The organism is Shewanella putrefaciens (assembly GCF_016406325.1).
GTDB classification, from domain to species: Bacteria; Pseudomonadota; Gammaproteobacteria; order Enterobacterales; family Shewanellaceae; genus Shewanella; species Shewanella putrefaciens.
In genome coordinates this window covers 4,081,416-4,102,369 of the sequence record NZ_CP066370.1, presented here as the reverse complement: position 1 = coordinate 4,102,369, position 20,954 = coordinate 4,081,416, and the positions used below count along the sequence as shown (strand labels likewise).

14 protein-coding genes are annotated in these 20,954 nt (G+C 46.4%); 9 read left to right on the top strand and 5 right to left on the bottom strand.

Annotated elements, in window-relative coordinates; genetic code table 11:
- The first annotated feature begins 189 nt into the window (after positions 1-189).
- From JEZ96_RS18210 to JEZ96_RS18180, 7 genes are all read left to right on the top strand, one after another.
- Positions 190-789 (top strand): phage tail protein, encoded by a 600-nt coding sequence (locus JEZ96_RS18210; RefSeq protein ID WP_061783252.1) that lies wholly within the window; start codon positions 190-192, stop codon positions 787-789.
- 62 nt (positions 790-851) lie between these two features.
- Positions 852-8,837, top strand: a complete 7,986-nt coding sequence (locus tag JEZ96_RS18205; RefSeq protein ID WP_198779828.1) for an Ig-like domain-containing protein — start codon at positions 852-854, stop codon at positions 8,835-8,837.
- A 236-nt stretch (positions 8,838-9,073) separates the two neighbouring features.
- Positions 9,074-9,625 (top strand): ADP compounds hydrolase NudE, encoded by a 552-nt coding sequence (nudE, locus tag JEZ96_RS18200; RefSeq protein WP_011790926.1) that lies wholly within the window; start codon positions 9,074-9,076, stop codon positions 9,623-9,625.
- Between the two features lie 71 nt (positions 9,626-9,696).
- Positions 9,697-10,509: a 3'(2'),5'-bisphosphate nucleotidase CysQ gene (cysQ, locus tag JEZ96_RS18195; protein ID WP_011920097.1), complete on the top strand. Its 813-nt coding sequence runs from the start codon at positions 9,697-9,699 to the stop codon at positions 10,507-10,509.
- Positions 10,510-10,516: 7 nt separating this feature from the next.
- Positions 10,517-10,960 (top strand): GNAT family N-acetyltransferase, encoded by a 444-nt coding sequence (locus tag JEZ96_RS18190; RefSeq protein ID WP_011790924.1) that lies wholly within the window; start codon positions 10,517-10,519, stop codon positions 10,958-10,960.
- A gap of 317 nt (positions 10,961-11,277) precedes the next feature.
- Complete coding sequence (locus JEZ96_RS18185; protein WP_025008634.1) at positions 11,278-11,889, top strand: TetR/AcrR family transcriptional regulator; 612 nt, start codon at positions 11,278-11,280, stop codon at positions 11,887-11,889.
- Positions 11,880-13,742, top strand: coding sequence for an MFS transporter (locus JEZ96_RS18180; protein ID WP_128090224.1), 1,863 nt, complete (start codon positions 11,880-11,882; stop codon positions 13,740-13,742). The genes JEZ96_RS18185 and JEZ96_RS18180 overlap by 10 nt, the downstream gene beginning before the upstream one ends.
- A 54-nt stretch (positions 13,743-13,796) precedes the next feature.
- Here the strand turns inward: JEZ96_RS18180 and mnmH are convergent, their stop codons facing one another.
- From mnmH to JEZ96_RS18165, 3 genes are all read right to left on the bottom strand, one after another.
- Positions 13,797-14,906, bottom strand: a complete 1,110-nt coding sequence (gene mnmH, locus JEZ96_RS18175; protein WP_025008632.1) for a tRNA 2-selenouridine(34) synthase MnmH — start codon at positions 14,904-14,906, stop codon at positions 13,797-13,799.
- On the bottom strand, positions 14,906-15,964 hold the full coding sequence (gene selD, locus JEZ96_RS18170) for a selenide, water dikinase SelD (protein WP_061783247.1): 1,059 nt from the start codon (positions 15,962-15,964) through the stop codon (positions 14,906-14,908). The genes mnmH and selD overlap by 1 nt, the downstream gene beginning before the upstream one ends.
- 95 nt (positions 15,965-16,059) lie before the next feature.
- Complete coding sequence (locus tag JEZ96_RS18165) at positions 16,060-17,166, bottom strand: acyl-CoA desaturase (RefSeq protein WP_011790919.1); 1,107 nt, start codon at positions 17,164-17,166, stop codon at positions 16,060-16,062.
- Between the two features lie 144 nt (positions 17,167-17,310).
- On the opposite strand from JEZ96_RS18165, the gene fabR reads away from it, so the two are divergent.
- Entirely contained in the window at positions 17,311-17,925 is a 615-nt protein-coding gene (gene fabR, locus JEZ96_RS18160; RefSeq protein WP_011790918.1) for an HTH-type transcriptional repressor FabR, read from the top strand.
- 67 nt (positions 17,926-17,992) lie between these two features.
- Here fabR and trmA read toward each other — a convergent pair whose 3' ends face one another.
- Positions 17,993-19,090: a tRNA (uridine(54)-C5)-methyltransferase TrmA gene (gene trmA / locus JEZ96_RS18155; RefSeq protein ID WP_025008630.1), complete on the bottom strand. Its 1,098-nt coding sequence runs from the start codon at positions 19,088-19,090 to the stop codon at positions 17,993-17,995.
- A 235-nt stretch (positions 19,091-19,325) separates the two neighbouring features.
- Between trmA and murI the strand changes: the two genes are divergently transcribed.
- Entirely contained in the window at positions 19,326-20,132 is an 807-nt protein-coding gene (gene murI, locus JEZ96_RS18150) for a glutamate racemase (RefSeq protein ID WP_025008629.1), read from the top strand.
- 21 nt (positions 20,133-20,153) lie between these two features.
- Here murI and JEZ96_RS18145 read toward each other — a convergent pair whose 3' ends face one another.
- The gene (locus tag JEZ96_RS18145) at positions 20,154-20,615 is read right to left on the bottom strand and encodes an RNA-binding protein (RefSeq protein ID WP_011790915.1); all 462 of its coding nucleotides are present in this window, start codon (positions 20,613-20,615) and stop codon (positions 20,154-20,156) included.
- Positions 20,616-20,954 lie beyond the last annotated feature (339 nt).

The window sequence follows — 20,954 nt, the reverse complement described above, 5'->3', positions numbered from 1 at the left end:
TTTATCAATTTTTAATGTATGTTTAATTGTAATAATTTTGTTTTATTTTTGTTTTCATATTGTCTAGATAGTCTCTCATCGCGTGATGTGGATGATGTTGCAATCAGCTAAAGGAACTCGCTGTCGATTAAATGTCGAGAGTAATTAAATCGTTAACTAGACAAAATCGTTATTTTAAGGAGAAAAACAATGTCAGATCCATTTATTGGTGAAATCACTATGTTTGCAGGTAATTTTGCTCCCCGTGGCTGGGCTTTTTGTAATGGACAATTACTGTCTATCTCGCAACATACCGCACTTTTTTCAATTCTAGGCACCACCTATGGTGGCAATGGCCAAACGACTTTTGCACTGCCTAACCTACAAGGGCGTGTGCCTGTGCATCAAGGCCAAAGCCCTGGCACCAGTCAATATACCCTGGGACAAATGGGTGGAACTGAAAATGTGACCTTGACAGCCAATGAATTACCCGCGCACGTTCATTCCGTAGCACTAAATGGAACAGGAAATACGAGCGTTGCATTGGGAGCTTCCTCCGCGAATGGTAATACCGCTACTCCAGGGCCAACCACGGTGCCCGCCAAAGTGGTGAGTGGCTTAGCTGCTCTTAATGCGTTTAGCACTACTGCACCAGACACCACACTATCGCCTGTGACTGCCACCACAACTGTTAACGTAAATGGAAATACAGGTATTTCTGGTAACAATATGCCTGTTTCTGTCGTTCAACCTTATCAAGTTGTTAATTTTATTATTGCTCTTGAAGGCATTTTCCCTTCACGTAATTGATGCTCTGCCGCTGACGCCAGGGACGAGCACTACTTAAAATAAGCCTTTAACGGAGAAGTAAAATGTTGCGAGCCACTCACAATATAATTTACGCACTAAAAAATCTTGTTACAGAGTATTGGTGTCTATCTTGGTGCAGGTTATTTTTAGGTGGCTTTTTGGCTCTGGCATCTTTTGGTGCAATGGCGGTAACTCCCTCGGACCAAAACTTTAATTCTGAACAGGAGCGGTTTCTGAATCCCAATGGTGAAACTATTGCCGGAGCAACCTACAGGTTAGTTTCACCTGCAGGTGTTTTGGGGTTAACTCAAGTGCCTTCCAGCATAAGTATTACACCAGACTCCAGCGACTTAGCAGTCATGTTTAATTTTGAAGGAGTCAACATTACTGCGGGTGCTCTGGATGCAAGAATTTCCTCAGCGGATGGCACGCAGTTTCGTATAGTCTCTATTGAAGTAGACACTGGGGCGGGTTTGGGGACTAGCCCTAACTTGACTGTGACGGGTTATCGAAATGGTGTTTCAGTTGCGTCAGACTCTGTAAATACTGGTATCTCAGATTCGTCAGGATCTGTTACTTATGCAAAAAATGGAGTAGGTGAAGGTTTTGGCGGTACCTTAACTTTCAATTCTGACTGGCAATATATCGATGAAATCCGTTTTACAGGAACTGACACTATTGTTGTAGTAGATGATCTGGATTTTGAAGACGGAATACCTCCATTTCCAACCATCACCTCTGCCACCTATAATGCATCCACAGGCGTGTTAGTCGTTACTGGCACCAATTTCACCGCAACGGTTGGTGCGACCAATGATGTGGTCGCCAATAAATTTACTTTCACGGCCGAGGGCGGCAGTACCTACACTCTGACCGACAGCGCTAATGTGGAAATTACCAGTGCCACCAGTTTTACCCTGACACTCAGCGCGACCGATCGCGCGGCAGTGAATTTAATTGCCAACAAAAACGGCACCAGCTCTACCGGCGGGACTACTTACAACCTTGCCGGTGCGGCAGGTTTTATTGCTGCTGAGCCAGCAACAGCCGACCTTACGGGCAACGGTATTACTGTTTCCAATACGACAGCACCAACGGTGACCTCTGCAACCTACGATGCCAATACCGGTATTTTAGTGGTAACGGGCACCAACCTTAAATCAGCCAGTGGTGCCAGCAACGATATAGTCGCCAATCGTTTTACGCTGAGCGGCGAAGGTGGCAGTACCTGGACTTTAACGGATACAGCAAATGTGGAAGTGACGTCCGGCACCAGTTTTACAATGGTACTGAGTGCGACGGATAGGGCGGGCGTTAACCTGATCCTGAATAAAAATGGCACCAACTCTACCGGGGCAACCACCTACAACCTGGCCGCTGCTGAAGATTGGAATGCCGGTGCTGATGCAGCAGTCAATATTGCCGATTTGACGGGTAATGGCATTACCGTTAGCAATGTGGCCGTCCCTGCCATCACCAGTGCCACCTACAACGCTAGCACTGGTGCGCTGGTGGTTACAGGAACCGGCTTTCTGAGTCGTGCAGGTGCAACCAACGATATAGTTGCTAACAGGTTCACCTTCACAGGTGAAGGCGGTAGCACCTATACACTGACCGACACAGCCAATGTAGAAATCACCTCCGGCACCTTCTTCACCCTAACGCTCAGCGCCACTGATCGGAACACGGTCAACTTGCTGTTGAATAAAAATGGTACCAGCTCGGTGGATGCAACTACTTATAATCTGGCTGCTGCTGAAGATTGGGCAGCAGGTGCAGATGCGGCTGTATCAGTAGCTGATTTAACAGGCAATGGCATTACGGTGAGCAATGCTATTTCAGTACCAGATGCACCAACAATAGGTTTGGCGATAGCGGGTGAAGGTCAGGTTTCTGTAGCTTTCACTCCACCCGGGAACAACGGTGGCTCAGCTATTACCGGCTATACCGTAACATCCAACCCCGGCGGCATTACCGGCACCGGTGCAGGATCTCCTATTACTGTTACAGGCTTAACCAACGGTATAGCCTATACCTTTACCGTAATTGCAACTAATGCCGCAGGTAACAGTATTGCTTCAGCGGCCTCTAACGCTGTGATCCCTAAAGGTAATCAAACCATTACTTTTAACAACCCGGGCGCACTGAACTTCGGTACCACGCCAACACTAACGGCAACATCATCTGCCGGAGCAGGTTACGCCGTAAGTTTCAGCTCTGCCACTGCCGGTGTTTGTACCATTACTACTGGTGGCACCCTGACCTTTGTTACATCAGGAAGCTGTACTATCGACGCTGATCAGCCGGGTGATGCAGCCGTGAATGCTGCGACAACGGTGTCGCAAACCTTTATGGTAAATGCGGTAGTGCCGGGTGCGCCAACTATTGGCACTGCCACTGCGGGTAATACTCAGGCAACGGTGGCCTTTACAGCACCAACTAATACCGGCGGTACGACGATTACCGGTTATACAGTAACATCTAACCCCGGAGGCTTAACCAGCAGCGGTGCTGGTGCGCCCATTACTGTCAATGGCTTAACCAATGGTGTTTCTTATACCTTTACGGTCACGGCCACTAACTCGGCGGCGTTAACGGGAGCTGCGTCTACAGCATCCAACTCCATTACTCCGGCAGCACCACAAACCATTACCTTTGCCAACCCCGGAGCCCAGACTTACGGTACGTCGCCGACACTGACAGCGACATCCGATTCCGGTTTGACGCCGACATTTAGCTCATCAACTACCGGAGTTTGTACAATTACCAGTGGCGGTGTGTTGACCTTTGTGACGGCAGGTACCTGTACTATCAATGCCGACCAGGCAGGCGACTTATCCTACTTGCCAGCTGGCCAAGTGAGTCAGTCTTTCACCGTTAATGCTGCAGTGCCCGGTGCGCCAACCATAGGGACTGCAATTGCCGGTGATACTCAAGCGAGTGTGACATTTACTGCGCCAGTCAACACCGGTGGTACAAGCATTACTGGCTATACAGTGACAACCAATCCGGCACATGTGCCTCCGGTAAACGGAGCCGCATCACCTATAGTGATAACGGGTTTAACCAATGGGCAGGGCTATACCTTTACTATCACTGCCGAAAACGTGGCGGGCTCAGGCCCTGCGTCGGTTGCATCCAATTCCGTTACACCTAAAACAATCCAGACAATTACCTTCAACCAGCCAGGTGCGCAGAACTTTGGTACTACACCAACGCTCATCGCCACTACCGATGCAATTGGTCTGATACCCACCTTTACCTCATCTACGCCCGGTGTCTGTACCATTACTTCTGGTGGCCTGTTGACCTTTGTGGCGGCGGGTAGCTGCACGATTAATGCGGATCAGGCAGGCAACGCCGGCTACCTTGCTGCAACTCAGGTGAGCCGAACATTTACGGTCAATCCAGTGGTTCCAGGTGTGCCCACCATAGGTACTGCGACCGCTGGTATTGCTCAGGCAACCATAGCGTTCACCGCACCCGCCTTCAGCGGTGGCTCAATGATTACCGGTTATAGCGTCACTGCCAACCCTGGCGGTGCAACGGCAACGGGTGCAGGCTCCCCCATTACTCTTTCTGGCTTAACCAATGGCGTGAGCTATACCTTTACCGTCAGCGCAACCAATATTGTAGGTACAGGAGCCTCCTCGTCGGTGTCCAATGCGGTCGTGCCGAATGGCGCACCCACCATTAGTGGTACGCCTGTGCTGAGTATCAATCAGGACACACCTTATAGTTTTATCCCAACGGCAACGGACACGGCTGGCGATACATTAACCTTCAGTATTACCAACAAACCGACATGGGCCACGTTTGAGCCAGCAACTGGCGCGTTAACGGGCACGCCAACCAATGCGGATATTGGGATAACGAATGGTATTGTTATCAGTGTCAGTGACGGTACTTTGAGTACGAGTCTACCCGCGTTTAGCATAACGGTGGTTAACGTCAATGATGCACCGAGTATCAGCTCTGTTGCTATCACGACAGCCACTCAGGATGTGGCCTACAGTTACACCTTCGTTGCTAGCGACGCAGACACGGGTGATGTCATTAGCTTGAGCGCGGTGACGAAACCCAGCTGGTTAACCTTCAATGCGGCCTCTGGTGTGTTAAGTGGCACACCGAGCAATGCTGATGTGGGTATGCACCCGGTGATGTTACGGGTTACGGACACCGATGGGTTAACGGCAGAGCAAAGTTTTACCATCACAGTGACGAATGTGAATGATGCACCGAGTATCAGCTCTGTTGCTATCACGACAGCCACTCAGGATGTGGCCTACAGTTACACCTTCGTTGCTAGCGACGCAGACACGGGTGATGTCATTACCCTGAGCGCGGTGACGAAACCCAGCTGGTTAACCTTCAATGCTGCCTCTGGTGTGTTAAGTGGCACACCGAGCAATGCTGATGTGGGTATGCACCCGGTGATGTTACGGGTTACGGACACCGATGGGTTAACGGCAGAGCAAAGTTTTACCATCACAGTGACGAATGTGAATGATGCACCGAGTATCAGCTCTGTTGCTATCACGACAGCCACTCAGGATGTGGCCTACAGTTACACCTTCGTTGCTAGCGACGCAGACACGGGTGATGTCATTACCCTGAGCGCGGTGACGAAACCCAGCTGGTTAACCTTCAATGCTGCCTCTGGTGTGTTAAGTGGCACACCGAGCAATGCTGATGTGGGTATGCACCCGGTGATGTTACGGGTTACGGACACCGATGGGTTAACGGCAGAGCAAAGTTTTACCATCACAGTGACGAATGTGAATGATGCACCGGTTGCGATAAGTTCAACCGTGACGCTGGAGGAAGATAGCTCAGTGATGATCAGCCTCATGGGTGAGGATGTGGATAATGATCCCCTGACCTATGAAGTTGTCAGTCAGCCTGAGTCGGGTACATTGGCGCAACATGGAACAGTATGGTTATACACACCGGAGAAAGATTTCAACGGCGCAGATCAGCTCAGTTTTATTGCAAAAGATGCTGAGTTAAGCTCAGAGCCTGCGATTATCACGATTAATGTCACCCCCGTGAATGATGATCCACAAGCCGTCGATGATGCTTACACGCTGACACGTTCAATCAACGATATCTATACTCTGGCGGTGCTTGAGAACGATACCGATGTGGATGGCGATACCTTAACGATTGATGGCGCCGCAGCAGATATCGGTAGTGTGCAAATCACTCCCGATGGGCTGACCTTTACCGCGCCAGAGGCATACGTCGGCCCAGTGGCGCTGCGCTATACCATCAGTGATGGCAACAAGGGACGCTCCACAGCCAAAGTCAATGTGCTTATTGATGGCGCCGAGTCAGATAATCAGCCTGTTATCACCTTACCCGATGATGTTGAGGTCAATGCAACAGGCTTATTTACCCGCGTCAAACTCGGGTTTGCTAAAGCGGTCGATCGCAATGGTAAGGCATTGCCGGTTTCCTTAGTCAATCAGAGTTTATTTTTTGCGCCGGGTAACTATTTGGCCTACTGGCAAGCCGTCGATAGCGAGGGTAACAAAGCGATTAAGGCCCAGAAAGTCAAAGTGCATCCCTTAATCTCGTTAAGTAAAGATCAGATTGTGGGTGAAGGAAATGAGGTCATTGTCACTGTGCACCTGAACGGTGTCGCCCCAGATTATCCTCTATCCATACCCTATACCGTTTCAGGCTCTGCTAGCAGCAGTGATCATGACTTAGTGAGCGGTGTGGTGGAGGTGACTTCCGGTCAGGAGGCTCAGATCACCTTTAGAACAGTAGAAGATGGTGAGGTTGAAGGGAACGAAGATGTGCTGATTAGCCTAGATCCTAGCTTGAATCTGGGCAGTAAAAATCAAACACAAGTCCTGATCACTGAAGCGAATATTGCACCTAAAGTGAGTTTAGAGGTCACCCAAGCGGGTGAGCGTCAACTGATTGTTGCGCAGAACGGCGGTGACGTACGTATTGATGCGCACATTAGTGATGCCAATATGCAGGACAGTTTAACCTCGGTATGGGAAAGTGGGGCATTGGACTTGCAATCTGATAACCAGGGCATGTTCTTCTCACCAGCTGCGGTATTACCAGGGATTTACCCTGTGAGTTTGACGGTCACAGATGATGGCTCCCCCGCACTCTCTACAACGGAAAAAGTCTATCTTGTGGTCCGGCCAACCTTGCCTGTTCTCACGGGGGCTGACACTGATGGGGACTTAATTCCTGACGACCAAGAAGGCTTTGGTGACGCAGATCGTGATGGTATCCCTGATTATTTAGACGCCATTAGCGATTGTAATGTGATCCCTGAATCTGAATTACAACCCGTGTATTTCTTGGCAGAAGGGCAAGCAGGCGTGTGTTTACGCTTAGGGAATACAGCCCTTATCGAAGGGCTAAGTGGTGTACAACTGCAACCTAATCAAGTGGCTACAGACAGTATTGCGGCCAATGTAGGTGGTATTTTCGACTTTATCGTCACAGGATTGCCACAACAAGGGCAGAGTTACAGCCTAGTGTTACCACAGCGCTCACCTATACCCGCTAATGCGGTATACCGTAAGTATCAAGCACAACATGGCTGGAAGGATTTTGTGATGGATGCGCGTAACAGTATCGCCAGTAGTGAAGGTGAGCGAGGTTTCTGCCCGCCTCCTGGTGATAGTCGTTGGACTCCGGGCTTAACTGAAGGCCATTGGTGTGTGCAGTTAACCATAGAGGATGGTGGGCCGAACGATGATGATGGTGTGGCTAATCGCACGATTGTCGATCCAGGTGGGGTGGCGGTCGTGCTTAATGGCAACCATTTACCCGTTGCAAATCCTGACTCCGTCTCACTGTCTTGGAATCAGAGTATTGATGTCGATGTGCTTGCAAACGATACCGATAGTGATGGCGATACGTTAACCGTTACACAGGTCGTCAGTGAGTTTGGTACCGTGGCAATCTTAGCCAATCAGCATGTGAGTTATACCGCTGCGACTGATTTTGTCGGTACTGATGTGCTTATCTATAGCATCACTGATGGTAAGGGCGGCACCGCAAGCAGTGAGTTAACGGTGATAGTGAGTGGTAATGTGGCACCGATTGCCGTCAATGACAGTGCCACTACAGATGACCGAACAAGCTTATTAATCGATGTATTAAGTAACGATAGCGATCCCGATGGTAATAGCCTGACCTTAATCAGTGCGACAGCACAGCAAGGCGTGGTTTCGGTCGAATCGAACAAGCTACGTTATATACCTAAAACAGGGTTTGATGGAGTAGATACTGTGAGTTATCGGATTAGTGATGGTTTTGGGGGCGAAGCAACAGGGCAAGTATTCGTCACCGTTAAGGCCTATCAAGATGTGGTTATTGACAATAAATCGGGTGGAGGGAGTGTGTCTCTAGGGGCATTAATATTGCTTCTTGCAGGTGGTTTGATACGCCGCAGGGCATGGCATCTGTTGGGTGTGGTGTTGCTGCTTGTTGGTATGGTGAATCCGGTGAATGCAGCGAATGAGGGATATTGGTACGCAGAAGGATTTATCGGGCAAGCTCAGGTGGATAACGGCAAGCGAGTGTTACAACCCCAAGCAGGAGCGGGCGCGGTGACTTCCGTTGATACCACAGATACGGCGATTGGTGTCAGTGTGGGTTATCAATGGACGCCATTGGTGGCCGTGGAGTTAGGTTATGCCGACTTTGGTAATGGCAGCGCGCGGATTGAAGGCGCAAGTCTCACCCCTGAGCAATATCATGAGCAGGTCAAAGGGGTGACGCCCGTACTGGCCGACGGTGTTACGCTGGGATTACGTTTCACTTTACTCCAACATGAAGCGTGGCGATTTGAAGTCCCCATAGGCTTGTTTAGGTGGCAAGCCGATATCAGCAGCACTATGGGTAATAGCCGTTTAACGACAGCGCTTGATGGTACAGATTGGTATGCGGGTGTGCGTTTTAGCTATCAATTTACTGAGTCATGGTCTGTAGGCTTGGGGTATCAATATGTAGATATCGAGCCTAATGACTTCCTTAGTTACCAACTTAATCTACGATATCAATTTTAAGTTTCAACAACATTGAAAAGGGGCTTAGCCCTTTTTTGTTATTCACAATTCGCGATGTATTGAATGTTTTTTTGAAGGAGTTCACTAGAGGGTATAAGTCATTCGTGATGTGGATGGCAAAAAATGACGACTTGTCTTTTGGCATTGTTATAAATTCAGGTTGTAGATTAAAGATAGGATAGTAAGATTGTCACTTACCTTGATTTGTTTATCGCTATCTTTATCCAGAGGCAGTTATGTCGCAGCGGCAGAAAAAGCCGGAAATATTACATACCGAAGTTGTCGCCAGAAGTCGATTATTTCAAATTGAACAAGTGCATCTGAAATTCTCTAATGGTGTTGAGCGCCAATATGAGCGGATGAAGGGCGGCAATCGTGGCGCTGTGATGATAGTGCCTATTCATCAAGGGAAAATGCTATTGGCACGTGAATATGCTGCCGGGACAGATAATTACGAGTTAGGTTTTCCTAAAGGTTTGATAGATCCCGGTGAATCAGCCATAGAAGCCGCTAACCGTGAATTACAAGAAGAAATTGGTTATGGTGCAAATAAGCTCACGTTATTGAAAGAACTCAGCCTCGCACCGGGTTATTTCTCCAGTAAAATGCAAATTTTTCTTGCAGAAGATCTGTATGAGAGTCGCCTTGAAGGTGATGAGCCTGAGCCAATTGATGTTATACCTTGGACGCTTACAGATTGGGAAACCTTGCTCGATGATGTGAATTTCTCCGAATCCCGTAGCGTAAGCGCGTTGTTTTTAGTGCAGAAACATCTACAACTTAAATAATCTTTTTCCTTTTAAGCGCTCAGAATGTGATCGCTTGCAAAACATTCGCGAGGTTTGCGATTGGAGTTGTTATGAAGCCAGAAGAGTTGATCGACGAAGTTATTGCGATTGCGACCGATGCAGGGATAACTATCCGTGACATTTATCTCAAAGGTAATTTTGAGCGAGAAATGAAGTCTGACAATACCCCTGTCACTTCCGCAGATTTAGCGGCGAACAAGATCATTTGTGACCGATTAACCGCCTTAACGCCTGATATTCCTGTGTTATCTGAAGAGGCGGCCGATATTGCGTTGAGTGTGCGTGAGTCTTGGAAGCGCTATTGGTTAGTTGATCCACTCGATGGTACGGGGGAGTTTATCGCCGGCAGTGGTGATTTTTCGGTAATTATTGCATTGGTGGAACACAATCGTCCCGTGATGGGTGTGGTTTATGTACCTATGACGCAAGTCTGTTATTACGCCATTGCAGGTTTAGGGGCTTATAAACGTACTGATAAACAGGAAGTTCGCATAAGTAGCCGCCAAATCGAGCACCGTGAAAAGGTATCCTTACGATTGGCGGTGAGCCGCCGTCAGGATCCGCAGTCAGTACTGACACTGTTCAATCACCCTAAATATTGTGAACTCGTGGTGATGGGGGGCGCTGCGCTAAAGAGTTGTCTCGTTGCCGAAGGTCGAGCCGATTGTTATGTACGCGTCGGACCTACGGGAGAGTGGGACACGGGCGCGGCGCAAATTATTGTCGAGGAAGCGGGCGGTCAGCTGATGGATACCGAGTTGCAACCATTAACCTACAATGAGCGTGAGACGCTTGAAAATCCAAACTTTATTGTGGTTGGCGCACCCAACTTAGAGTGGGATAAAATTTTAATTGGTGAATAATTTTTAAATGCAGTCTATACGTCCGGTATTAAAGTCAGAGTTATTTGCGGTTTATCAGCTCGAACAGGCCATTTTTGGCGAGCACAGCTATCCCGATTTTTTCTTCCGTCAGGGATTTGATTGTTGGCCAGAGCAATTTTTAGTGGCCGTGGATGCAGATAATCAGCTACAAGGCTATTTGCTCTGTGCCCAGAGTAGCGATCCTAACTGTGTGTGGATCTTATCTGTCGCAGTGAGTGAAAATGCTCGCGGGAAGGGATTCGGCAAACGTTTGATGCAACAATGTTTAGCCGAGTTGCCAGTGTCAGTTGAGCGGGTGTGTTTAACCGTTGATCCGAGTAACCCTGCCCATGGCTTATATCAGCATTTAGGTTTCATTGATTCAACTTTTGAGGCCGATTATTTTGGTGATGGCGCAGATAGAGTGGTGATGACTTATCGCAGGCCTTAAATTGCGCGCTTATCTTTGAACCAAAGATGATCCTCAAATAAAAATCACCTTTGAATTAAGAGTGATTTTTAAATCAAAATAATGGACGGTATGCTGACAGAGCGCGCCGTTTTTTTATGCTCTTTTAGACGATGTAATCCCACGGATCCCGTTCGGCTTGCTGAGGGAATCTAATTCGAGTACCTATCTTTATCTATCATCCTCAATAATATCCTTCATTATTTACCCTCTCCTGTACGTAAAATAAACTTATTTTGAACATTGTTTTTTATTTTGACTGCTGTTAGTCTCTTGCTATTCAACAGGGGATGAGACCTATGGCCAGACGAAAAGAACACAGCCATGATGAAATTCGCGCTATGGCAATACAAGCGGCAACTGAGTTACTGATAGATCAAGGTGTTGCGGGGCTTAGCTTGCGCAAAGTGGCCAGCCAAATTGGTTATGTCCCTAGTACCTTGATCAATATTTTCGGCAGCTACAACTATTTATTACTGGCCGTTTCAGAGGCAACTCTGCGGGCATTACACCTTCGATTAGCGGAGGTTTGCGCTGCCGATAGTTTAGGTAAAATCATTGCAATGGCGTGGGAGTATAGTCAATTTGCCCATGAGCAGCGTCAGGCTTTCAAATTAGTTTTTGAATTGCAATTACTCGATTCTGAACCCTTGCCTGAATCGCAAGGGCAATTGATTGCGGGACTATTTACTCTGATTGAATATGAATTGGCGCAACTATTTCCCGAGGTTACGCAGGCGCAGCATCTCAGTATGAGCCGGGTATTATGGGGGGGAATTCATGGGCTGACCTCTCTGTCCCTCGATAATAAGCTCTTCGCTGAGTCCTTATCACTGCGGGATTTACTTGAGAGTCACGTACAAGCTTATTTACAAGGAATGGGTTACAAGAGGGAACTATCATGCTGCTAACAAAACGTTTTTTACCCTATTTTGTGACTCAATGCTTAGGTGCATTGAATGACAACATCTATAAAAATGTATTGCTACTATTAGTGACTTTCGGCCAAGTTAAAGACTTGCCTATCAGTGTCGATATGTTTGTGAACTTGGCGGCAGGGGTGTTTATTCTGCCGTTTTTCCTCTTTTCGGCCCATGCGGGTGTGGTCGCCGATAATATGGATAAGGCCAAACTCATTCGCCGATTGAAGTTACTCGAAGTCATCATCATGTTTAGCGCCGCGATTGCGATTCTGAGCGAGAGCTATATGATGATGTTATTACTGTTATTTTTAACGGGTAGCCAGTCTGCTTACTTTGGCCCAGTTAAATATTCCTTATTACCTCAAGCCTTAAAAGAAGATGAGTTAGTCACAGGTAATGCTTGGGTTGAAATGGGCACTTTTCTCGCGATTCTGGTGGGCACTTTGAGTGCAGGGCTCTTGGTTTCTGAGGAAAACGGTACGCTTTGGTCGGCGATTACTGTTGCTGTATTAGCCTTTGCAGGGTATTTATCGAGCCGAGCGATTCCAGCATTACCGCCGCAGGGCGTCATCGAGAAAATACGTTTCAGGCCGCTATCGGGCACTTGGCGTAGCATCAAGAAAGCCCGTCAAACGCCCTCAATCTGGATGGCTATCCTCGCTATCAGTTGGTTTTGGTTTTTAGGCGCGACCTATCTGACTCAATTTCCAAACTTTGCCAAATTATATTTGCACTCGGGCGCGACGGTTGTTTCGCTATTATTGGGAATGTTTTCCATCGGTATTGCTGTTGGTTCCTTTATCTGTGAGCGCTTTTCCTTTGGTCATATTGAGTTGGGTTTACTGCCATTTGGGGTTTTGGGACTGACAGTATTTGGTGTGGACTTGCTTTGGGCAATTCCTCCTGCACCGATTGATGTAAGTGTTGTTTATGGATTTAAAACCTTTATCGCTCAGTCGCAACATTATCGGGTGATGCTAGATTTCTTTATGATTGGCGTTAGCGGTGGCTTGTTTATCGTCCCTCTGTATGCGTTTATTCAATCTCGGTCAGCTAAGGGTGAATGTGCTCAGGCGATTGCCGCCAATAACATTATGAATTCATTGTTTATGGTAGTTTCGGCACTGTTGTCTATGCTATTGCTGGGCGTTGCAGGTTGGACTATTCCACAGTTATTCCTGCTACTCGCTGTGATGAATGCTGTGGTCGCACTCTATGTTTATTCACAAGTACCAGAATTTACACAACGATTTATCAGTTACTTACTCAGTCATGTGATGTATCGAGTGACAGTGACAGGTCGCGATAAAATTCCGAAGGAAGGGGCTGGCATCATAGTCTGTAACCATGTGAGTTATGTGGATGCATTAATTATTATGGGGGCATCGACACGGCCTATTCGCTTTGTAATGGATAAATCGATCAGTGAAATCCCTCTGTTGAAGTATTTGTTCCGCCACGCTGGAGTGATCCCTATCTGTTCCCCTAGACAGAGTGAAACCACCTATAACCAAGCATTTGAATCGATCCATGCTGCATTAGCCAATGGCGAGTTAGTGTGTATTTTTCCCGAAGGTCGGTTAACGCCAAATGGGGAATTAGGGGAGTTCCGTCCCGGAATCGATAAGATACTCGCTCGCGATCCCGTGCCAGTTATCCCTATGGCACTGCACGGATTATGGGGTTCTTACTTTAGCCACAAGGACGGGCATGCATTAACGACCATGCCAAAGCGTTTTTGGTCAAGGGTGTCGGTAAGCTTAACGGATGTGGTCGATGGACAAGATGCGAATCGACACGCTTTAAGGGATGCTGTCGCCAATTTGCTCAACAAATCTTAATTTGCAGATTGAGATAAAGAAAACCGTGGCAACAGGTACACGGTTTTCTTGTTTTTATTGTGTTGATTTGAAGTTATTCAACCATTCGTGCATCGCTTGATGTGAGCCTTTAAAAAGAACACGTTCGGACTTTTTCTGTAATTGGTATTGATACATAGGATCGTAATACTTGTGCAATAACAAGTGTATCCAGACTAAGTGCAGCGAAGTGTCATTCTGGCTGATTTGTCGATTGAGGGCTTGTTGCATCAAATCTTGCAGTTCTTGATGTTGTTTTCCGCCTAAACGTTTGCGAATACTCATTAAACTCTGTAATAGATATTCGCTGAAAGCCGCAAAACCTGCTTCCAGCCCTAAACGTTCACAGAAGCCACCATACATTTTATGCACATATTCATTGCGTAAGCGTTTGAGTCTCGTATCGTCGGGTTCCTCTAATACCAAAATATCGGCGGTTTGCATGGCACTGTAAAATGATTGCGGTAGTGCCGAACGCCCAATCAGAAAGCTTTCATCCTCAAGCAATAAGCAGGAATGATTATCTTGCTGATGGCGGAGTAGTGCAATGGCGAGTTGATTTTCAAAGTTAATCTGCGTCGGCTGTGGGTCGATATTCTTGCCAAAGCTAGAGCCTCTGTGATTGGCGATCCCTTCAAGATCAATCGCTTCTTTACGCCGTGATAGAAAATCGGTTTTACCGCAGCCCGTCATCCCGCTCAAACTCAATAACGGCTGTTGAGTCGGCGCAGCTTCAATCACACCAATAAGATATTGACGCATGGCCTTATAGCCACCCTGAATATAGGTGACTTCGATACCTGCTTCTTTAAGCCATTGTTGCGTGAGTTGCGAGCGCAATCCACCACGAAAGCAATAAAGGTAAGCATTGGGATTGGTTTTAACATAGCTCGCCCAAGCTTCAATTCTCTGTTGCTTGATGGGGCCATTCACCAGTGAATGGCCTAGTGCAATCGCGGCTTGCTGACCAAATTGTTTATAACAAGTACCGACTTTTTCCCTTTCACTGTCGAGCATCAAGGGTAAATTGGTCGAGTTGGGAAAAGCGCCTCGAGTGAACTCTATGGGGGCGCGCACATCCATCATCGGATGTTGATTGAGAAAGATCTCCCTATATTGCTCTGCGGCTACAATAGCGCTTGGCATCAGCACAACACCACATTCGCTTGAGTGGTCGGAGTTTCCAGTGACCCAATGCAGATTGGGGTTATGTGGTTTGCATCGAGTAGGACAATTAATTCGGCTTCGGCTGCGGCTGAGACGGCAACTAACAGGCCACCACTGGTTTGCGGATCGCACAGTATCGCTTTTTGATGCTCACTGAGTTCAGGGAGATACTCGCCATAACTGTCGTAATTACGGTGAGTTCCGCCAGGAACACAACCTAAGGCCAAATAATCTAAGGCATGTGGTAACAAGGGCACTGCATCAAATTTAAGCTTCGCAGTGAGGTTGGCGCCTTGGCACATTTCGAGTAAGTGTCCCGCCAGTCCAAAACCTGTGACATCGGTTAGTGCATTCACGCCATTAATTTTTGCAATCTTGGTGCCTATGCGATTGAGTTGGCACATGGCATTGACCGCAATGAGACTATCTTCATCGTGGAGTTTTTTCTGTTTTTGCGCTGTGGTTAAAATACCAATGCCGATAGGTTTAGTGAGATATAAACGATCGCCCGCTTTAGCCGTATCATTCTGTTTTAAATCACTTAAGGCAATTTGCCCAGTAACCGCGAGACCAAAAATAGGTTCGGGTGCATCTATGCTATGACCTCCGGCTAGCATGATCCCTGCTTCCATGCAGGCTTGTCTGCCGCCATCGACTACTTGTTGTGCGATTTCGGCGGGTAGTTTATTGATTGGCCAACCTAAAATCGCAATCGCCATGATAGGCGTGCCGCCCATAGCATAAATATCACTGATCGCATTGGTCGCTGCGATACGACCGAAGGTGAATGGATCGTCAACAATTGGCATAAAAAAATCTGTGGTACTGATAATGCCAATCTCATCATTGAGTTTGTATACCGCGGCATCATCGCGGCTTTGGTTGCCGACCAGCAGATTTGGATCGGTAAATACGGGGAGCTGTGAGGCTAAGATAGTGCTTAATACTTTAGGGGAAATTTTACAGCCGCAACCAGCACCATGACTATATTCTGTTAGCTTGATTGATTCAGGGAGTGTAACTGGGGAATCTGACATGATCTCAACAGCCTATTTAAGTGATTAAGGCAACATCATAATCAGATACGGCCACCATGCAAGGTGGCCGTATGACTTTAAGGCAGAATTGTGGCTTAGCTATAAGTTGCGGTCAGGCTGCGCCAATGTTTTTGTTGGACTAAGAAACGTGCCTTTAGCTCTTCAACTTGTTGTAATAGTTGTTGATCGACAAGTTGCTTACGTTTTGCCTCAAGCAAGGTTTTTTGTGCTTGATAGTAATCCATTAAGTGCAGCTTTAATAACTCATACTCCGCTTGGATTTTTTCAATAATTTCATCGGCATTTGGCAGATGGGTTACTTTATTTTTGGTCTGTAGCAGTTGCATCTGCAAACGCGCACTCTCGATACGTTCTTGTGGGCTAGTGCGTAAATCTTTCGCTAATCCAAACCAAGACAATGATCTAATCAACCATTTGGTTGGATCGTAGTGCCACCATTTAATGCCATTACGATAGTCATTTTCAAAGATATGATGGAAATTATGGTAACCCTCGCCGTAGGTCAACATAGCCAGAAAGCCATTATCTCGTGCGGTATTTTTATCCGTATAGGGCTGGCTGCCCCATACATGGGCCAAAGAGTTGATAAAGAAAGTGCAGTGATGCACCACCACTAAACGCAGCAAACCAGCCATTAATAGCATTGAGATAACATCTCCATTGAGCCAACCTAAAAATGCAGGTAGACCAATGTTCATTAACAGTACAAGTGCCAAATAGTGTTTGTGTTGCCACATAACGATACGGTCATTCTGCAAATCGCGCACATTTTGATAATCGTGATAACGCTGCGCTTGGTATTCACGCAGCATCCAACCGATATGGCTGTACCAGAATCCCATTTTCGCGGAATAGGGGTCTTTATCGTTATCATCAACATGCTTATGGTGAACTCGGTGATCCGATGCCCAATGTAATGCACTGTTTTGTAAAGCTAAGGCGCCGCCAAGTGCATAAATAAAGCGCACCGCAGGATGTGCTTTATAGGCTTTATGGGACCATAGTCTGTGATACCCCGCCGTAATTGACAGCCCGCTTGCAAAGGCGAGAACAATAAAAGCGATCCATTCACTGGCACCATAGCCGTGAACTATGCCTCGCCATGGAACAAGAATGACCGCGCAGAGAAAGGTCACAGCAAACAAACTAACATTAAGCCAGATAATAGGGGGTTTTTTCATTATGGGTTTCCAAAATTCGCATTTGAGCGTACATCTGTAAGCTAATTTAACGTAGCGATATTGTTTGGTCAAGGTCGATAGGGCTGTGTTTAATGTCTAAAAGCGGTATTATCGCGTTATTACATTCAGTTAGCGGATTTAAGAATGGGTATTCGAGCGCAACAAAAAGAGAAAACTCGTCGAGCCTTAGTCGATGCGGCCTTTAATCAGCTAAGTGCCGAGCGCAGTTTCTCGAGCTTGAGTTTACGGGAAGTGGCACGCGAGGCTAATATCGCCCCGACATCTTTCTATCGTCATTTTAAGGATATGAACGAACTCGGCCTCACTATGGTGGACGAGGGCGGGTTAACGTTAAGACAAATGATGCGTAAAGGACGTCAGCGCGCAGAAGCGGGTGGCAGCGTTATTCGTATTTCTGTCGATACTTTTATGGAAGTGCTTGATTCTAATCCAAACGTATTCCGCATTCTGCTGCATGAACGCTCTGGTACGTCAGCGGCTTTTCGGGCTGCGGTTGCCCGTGAAATTGAACATTTTATTTCAGAACTAGCACATTACACCGAGGCTACTGCAGGTCGGACTCCGATATTGGCTAGAGCGCAAGCCGAAGCTTTAGTCACCTTAGTATTTAATGCAGGTGCATCGGCACTCGATATGAAACGTGCAGACCGTAAAATACTCGCTGACCAACTTGTGATGCAATTGCGCATGGTTGCCAAAGGGGCTGAAGCATTACAACACAAGGTAGAGCATCGTTAGTTTGATATTTGTGAAAAGCAAAAGGAGCCTCGGGCTCCTTTTGCTTTTATCGGTTCGAGGTTAGTGGTTAACGACGTTCCAGCAAGACACCTGTCTCCATATGATCGGTGTAGGGGAACTGATCAAATAGGGCAAATCGTGTGACTCTATGGGTTTTGTACAGTTGTTCCAGATTGTCTTTTAAGGTGTCAGGATTACAGGAAATATATAAAATCCGCTCGTAACCTTGCACTAAGGCCAAAGTATCAGGATCGATTCCAGCGCGTGGTGGGTCGACAAAAATAGTATTACAAACATAGCTATCAAGATCGATCCCTTCTAAACGCCTAAAACTGCGTTTTTTTGCCATAGCATCACTAAAGTCTTCAGCCGACATACGGATAATCTGCAGATTTTTAATGCCATTAGCCTCAATATTGTATTGCGCGGCCTCTACCGAGGGTTTCGCAAGTTCAGTCGCAAGTACGCGATTAAAGTTTTGGGCCAATGCAATTGAAAAGTTACCATTGCCACAGTAAAGCTCAAGCAAATCGCCTTGGCTATCTTGAGTGACATCGATTGCCCACTCCAACATTTTGACTGCTACTTTAGCGTTCGGTTGGGTAAAGCTATTCTCGATTTGCTTATATAAGAAGGTTTTATCATTTACTTGTAATGACTCAACCACAAAGTCTTTATCTAAATCGATTTTTTGCTTACGGGCACGGCCGATGATGTTGACGTTAAACTGGCTACTTAACTTGGCTTTCAGTGCAGCCGCATTGGTGCGCCATTGGTCATCAAGCTGCCTGTGATAAAGCAAAGACACTAAGATCTCGCCGCTTAAAGTCGACAAAAAATCCACTTGGAACAGTTTGTGCCTTAGACTCGGATTCGGTTTCAGCTCGGCGATTAAGGCCGACATCATTTGATTGATGAGCACGCTAGCTGGTAAGTATTGATCGCAACGTACTTTCTCATTCAATACTTTATCGAACATGTAATAGTATAAGTCGTCACCATCATGCCACATGCGGAATTCCGCGCGCATACGGTAGTTAGCTGGCTCTGAGGCAAAAACTTCAACACTCGGTGTTTCAAATTGGGCAAAGGCTTGTTCTAGCTTGATACGCTTGTGTTCTAACTGCGCATCATAAGTCTGAGGGTCCATTGCTGCTAAGTTCATTGTTTGATTCACCGTTGCTGTAAATTGGGGCGCAAATATTATACTAGGTGACACGAATGTCCAGTATCTTGCTTTTGCGGTTTGGACAAAGCTGTGGGAAAATCCGCTCCGCTAGTGAGATGTTTTACCATGCATTGAGTTTGTCATTGCGATTGAATACACGGATTGGATCACTAAGCTCACATTTCACTCTCTTTTTGTAGTCTATTCATAGTAACCAGGACTGGAGACTCAATTGTCGCGACCTATATTAGTGTTTGATTCTGGGATTGGTGGTCTATCTGTACTAGCGGAAATTCGTAAACTTCTTCCCCAAAAAGAGTACTGTTATCTTTTCGATAATGCGAGATTACCCTATGGTGAGCTTGAGGAGCAGGTATTAATTTCTGGCTGTGTAACATTAATTGAAGAACTCGCGATTCGTATTGATGCTGCAATTGTCGTCGTTGCCTGTAATACTGCAAGTACCCTTGTATTGCCCGCATTACGCGAAAAACTCTCAATACCAATAGTGGGCGTTGTTCCCGCTATTAAACCTGCGGCCCTAATGTCTAAGAGTAAACGTATTGGTCTCTTGGCTACACCAGGTACCGTGAGGCGGCACTACACCCATAAACTGATCAGCCAGTTTGCAGATGGGTGCCATGTTGAACTTTTTGGTTGCTCAGAATTAGTTATGATGGCAGAGCAAAAAGTTGCAACTGGCATTCTAAATATAGAAAGGCTAGCACGCATATTAGCACCAGTTGTTGCAGCCGATCTTGATGTACTTGTTTTGGGCTGTACACATTTCCCCATGATCCGTAATGAATTACAACTTGTGCTTGGTGCTGGTGTCACCTTATTAGATTCTGGTGAAGCGATTGCAAAGCGAGTAGTAGCGCTCTTAGCACAGGAAAGTGAGGTGCTGGATAATAAAACGATGGGAGGTAAAGCAAGTATGTCGGCGTATTATACTAAAGCGGAAATAAGCGAAGGATTATCATCAACATTAGCCGATTGTGGTTTTTCAGCTATTGAGCGAATAGCCACAATCAACTAAGTTCAATTTACATATCTAGGACTACTCGTCGGTACCAGTTCGCTCTGTACCTTCGGAATCCTGTGTTTTAGCTTCTCTTACCTTCAAGGTTCTTTCTTGGAAATTATAGTCGTTCAATTTGACCATGGCCTTTTGTGCGCCAGACTCTGACATCTCCACAAAACCAAAACCTTTACGACGACCTGTCTTACGATCTCTGACTAAACGTACAGAGTTAACTGGACCAAATTCGCCAAATAATACTTTTACTTCACCCTCATGAACACGATAAGGCAGGTTACCTACATATAAGGTCATAGTAGGGCCAACATATTGTTCTTCTGAAGCATGAGATGATGAAGTCTCTGGAACAAATTTAAAAACAAGACTTGCAATGATAGCGCCAGCGACAAAAGCAATAGCTGATAATGGCGTTGCGAACTGAGATAGTGCTACTGCGCCAATAATGGCGACAATCAAGACAATAAGAAATGACTTTTGCATAAGAATGCTCTCTGATGAATGGGAAATTGATAAATAACTGTTAACAGCAAGTATATGGTAATGAATTATTTACTTTTACACTAGAGTTCTGCCGAAAAATTGAGCGTGATTTATCATTTATTAGATAAATAGCGATTTTAAAATTTTATGAATAATCATTAATAGTCAAAAATTAAACATGATGTCTAAAATATCGACGTACAGTTCAGCTGGCATGAAAAAGCCCTTGCACAAAAAGTTTCGCTGCCTATAATGCGCATCCACTGACAGGGCAGACAGCGAAACGCAAGTTAAGCAAAGAAAGCCATGCAGTTCATCGGTTAGCGAGCTAAACGATGA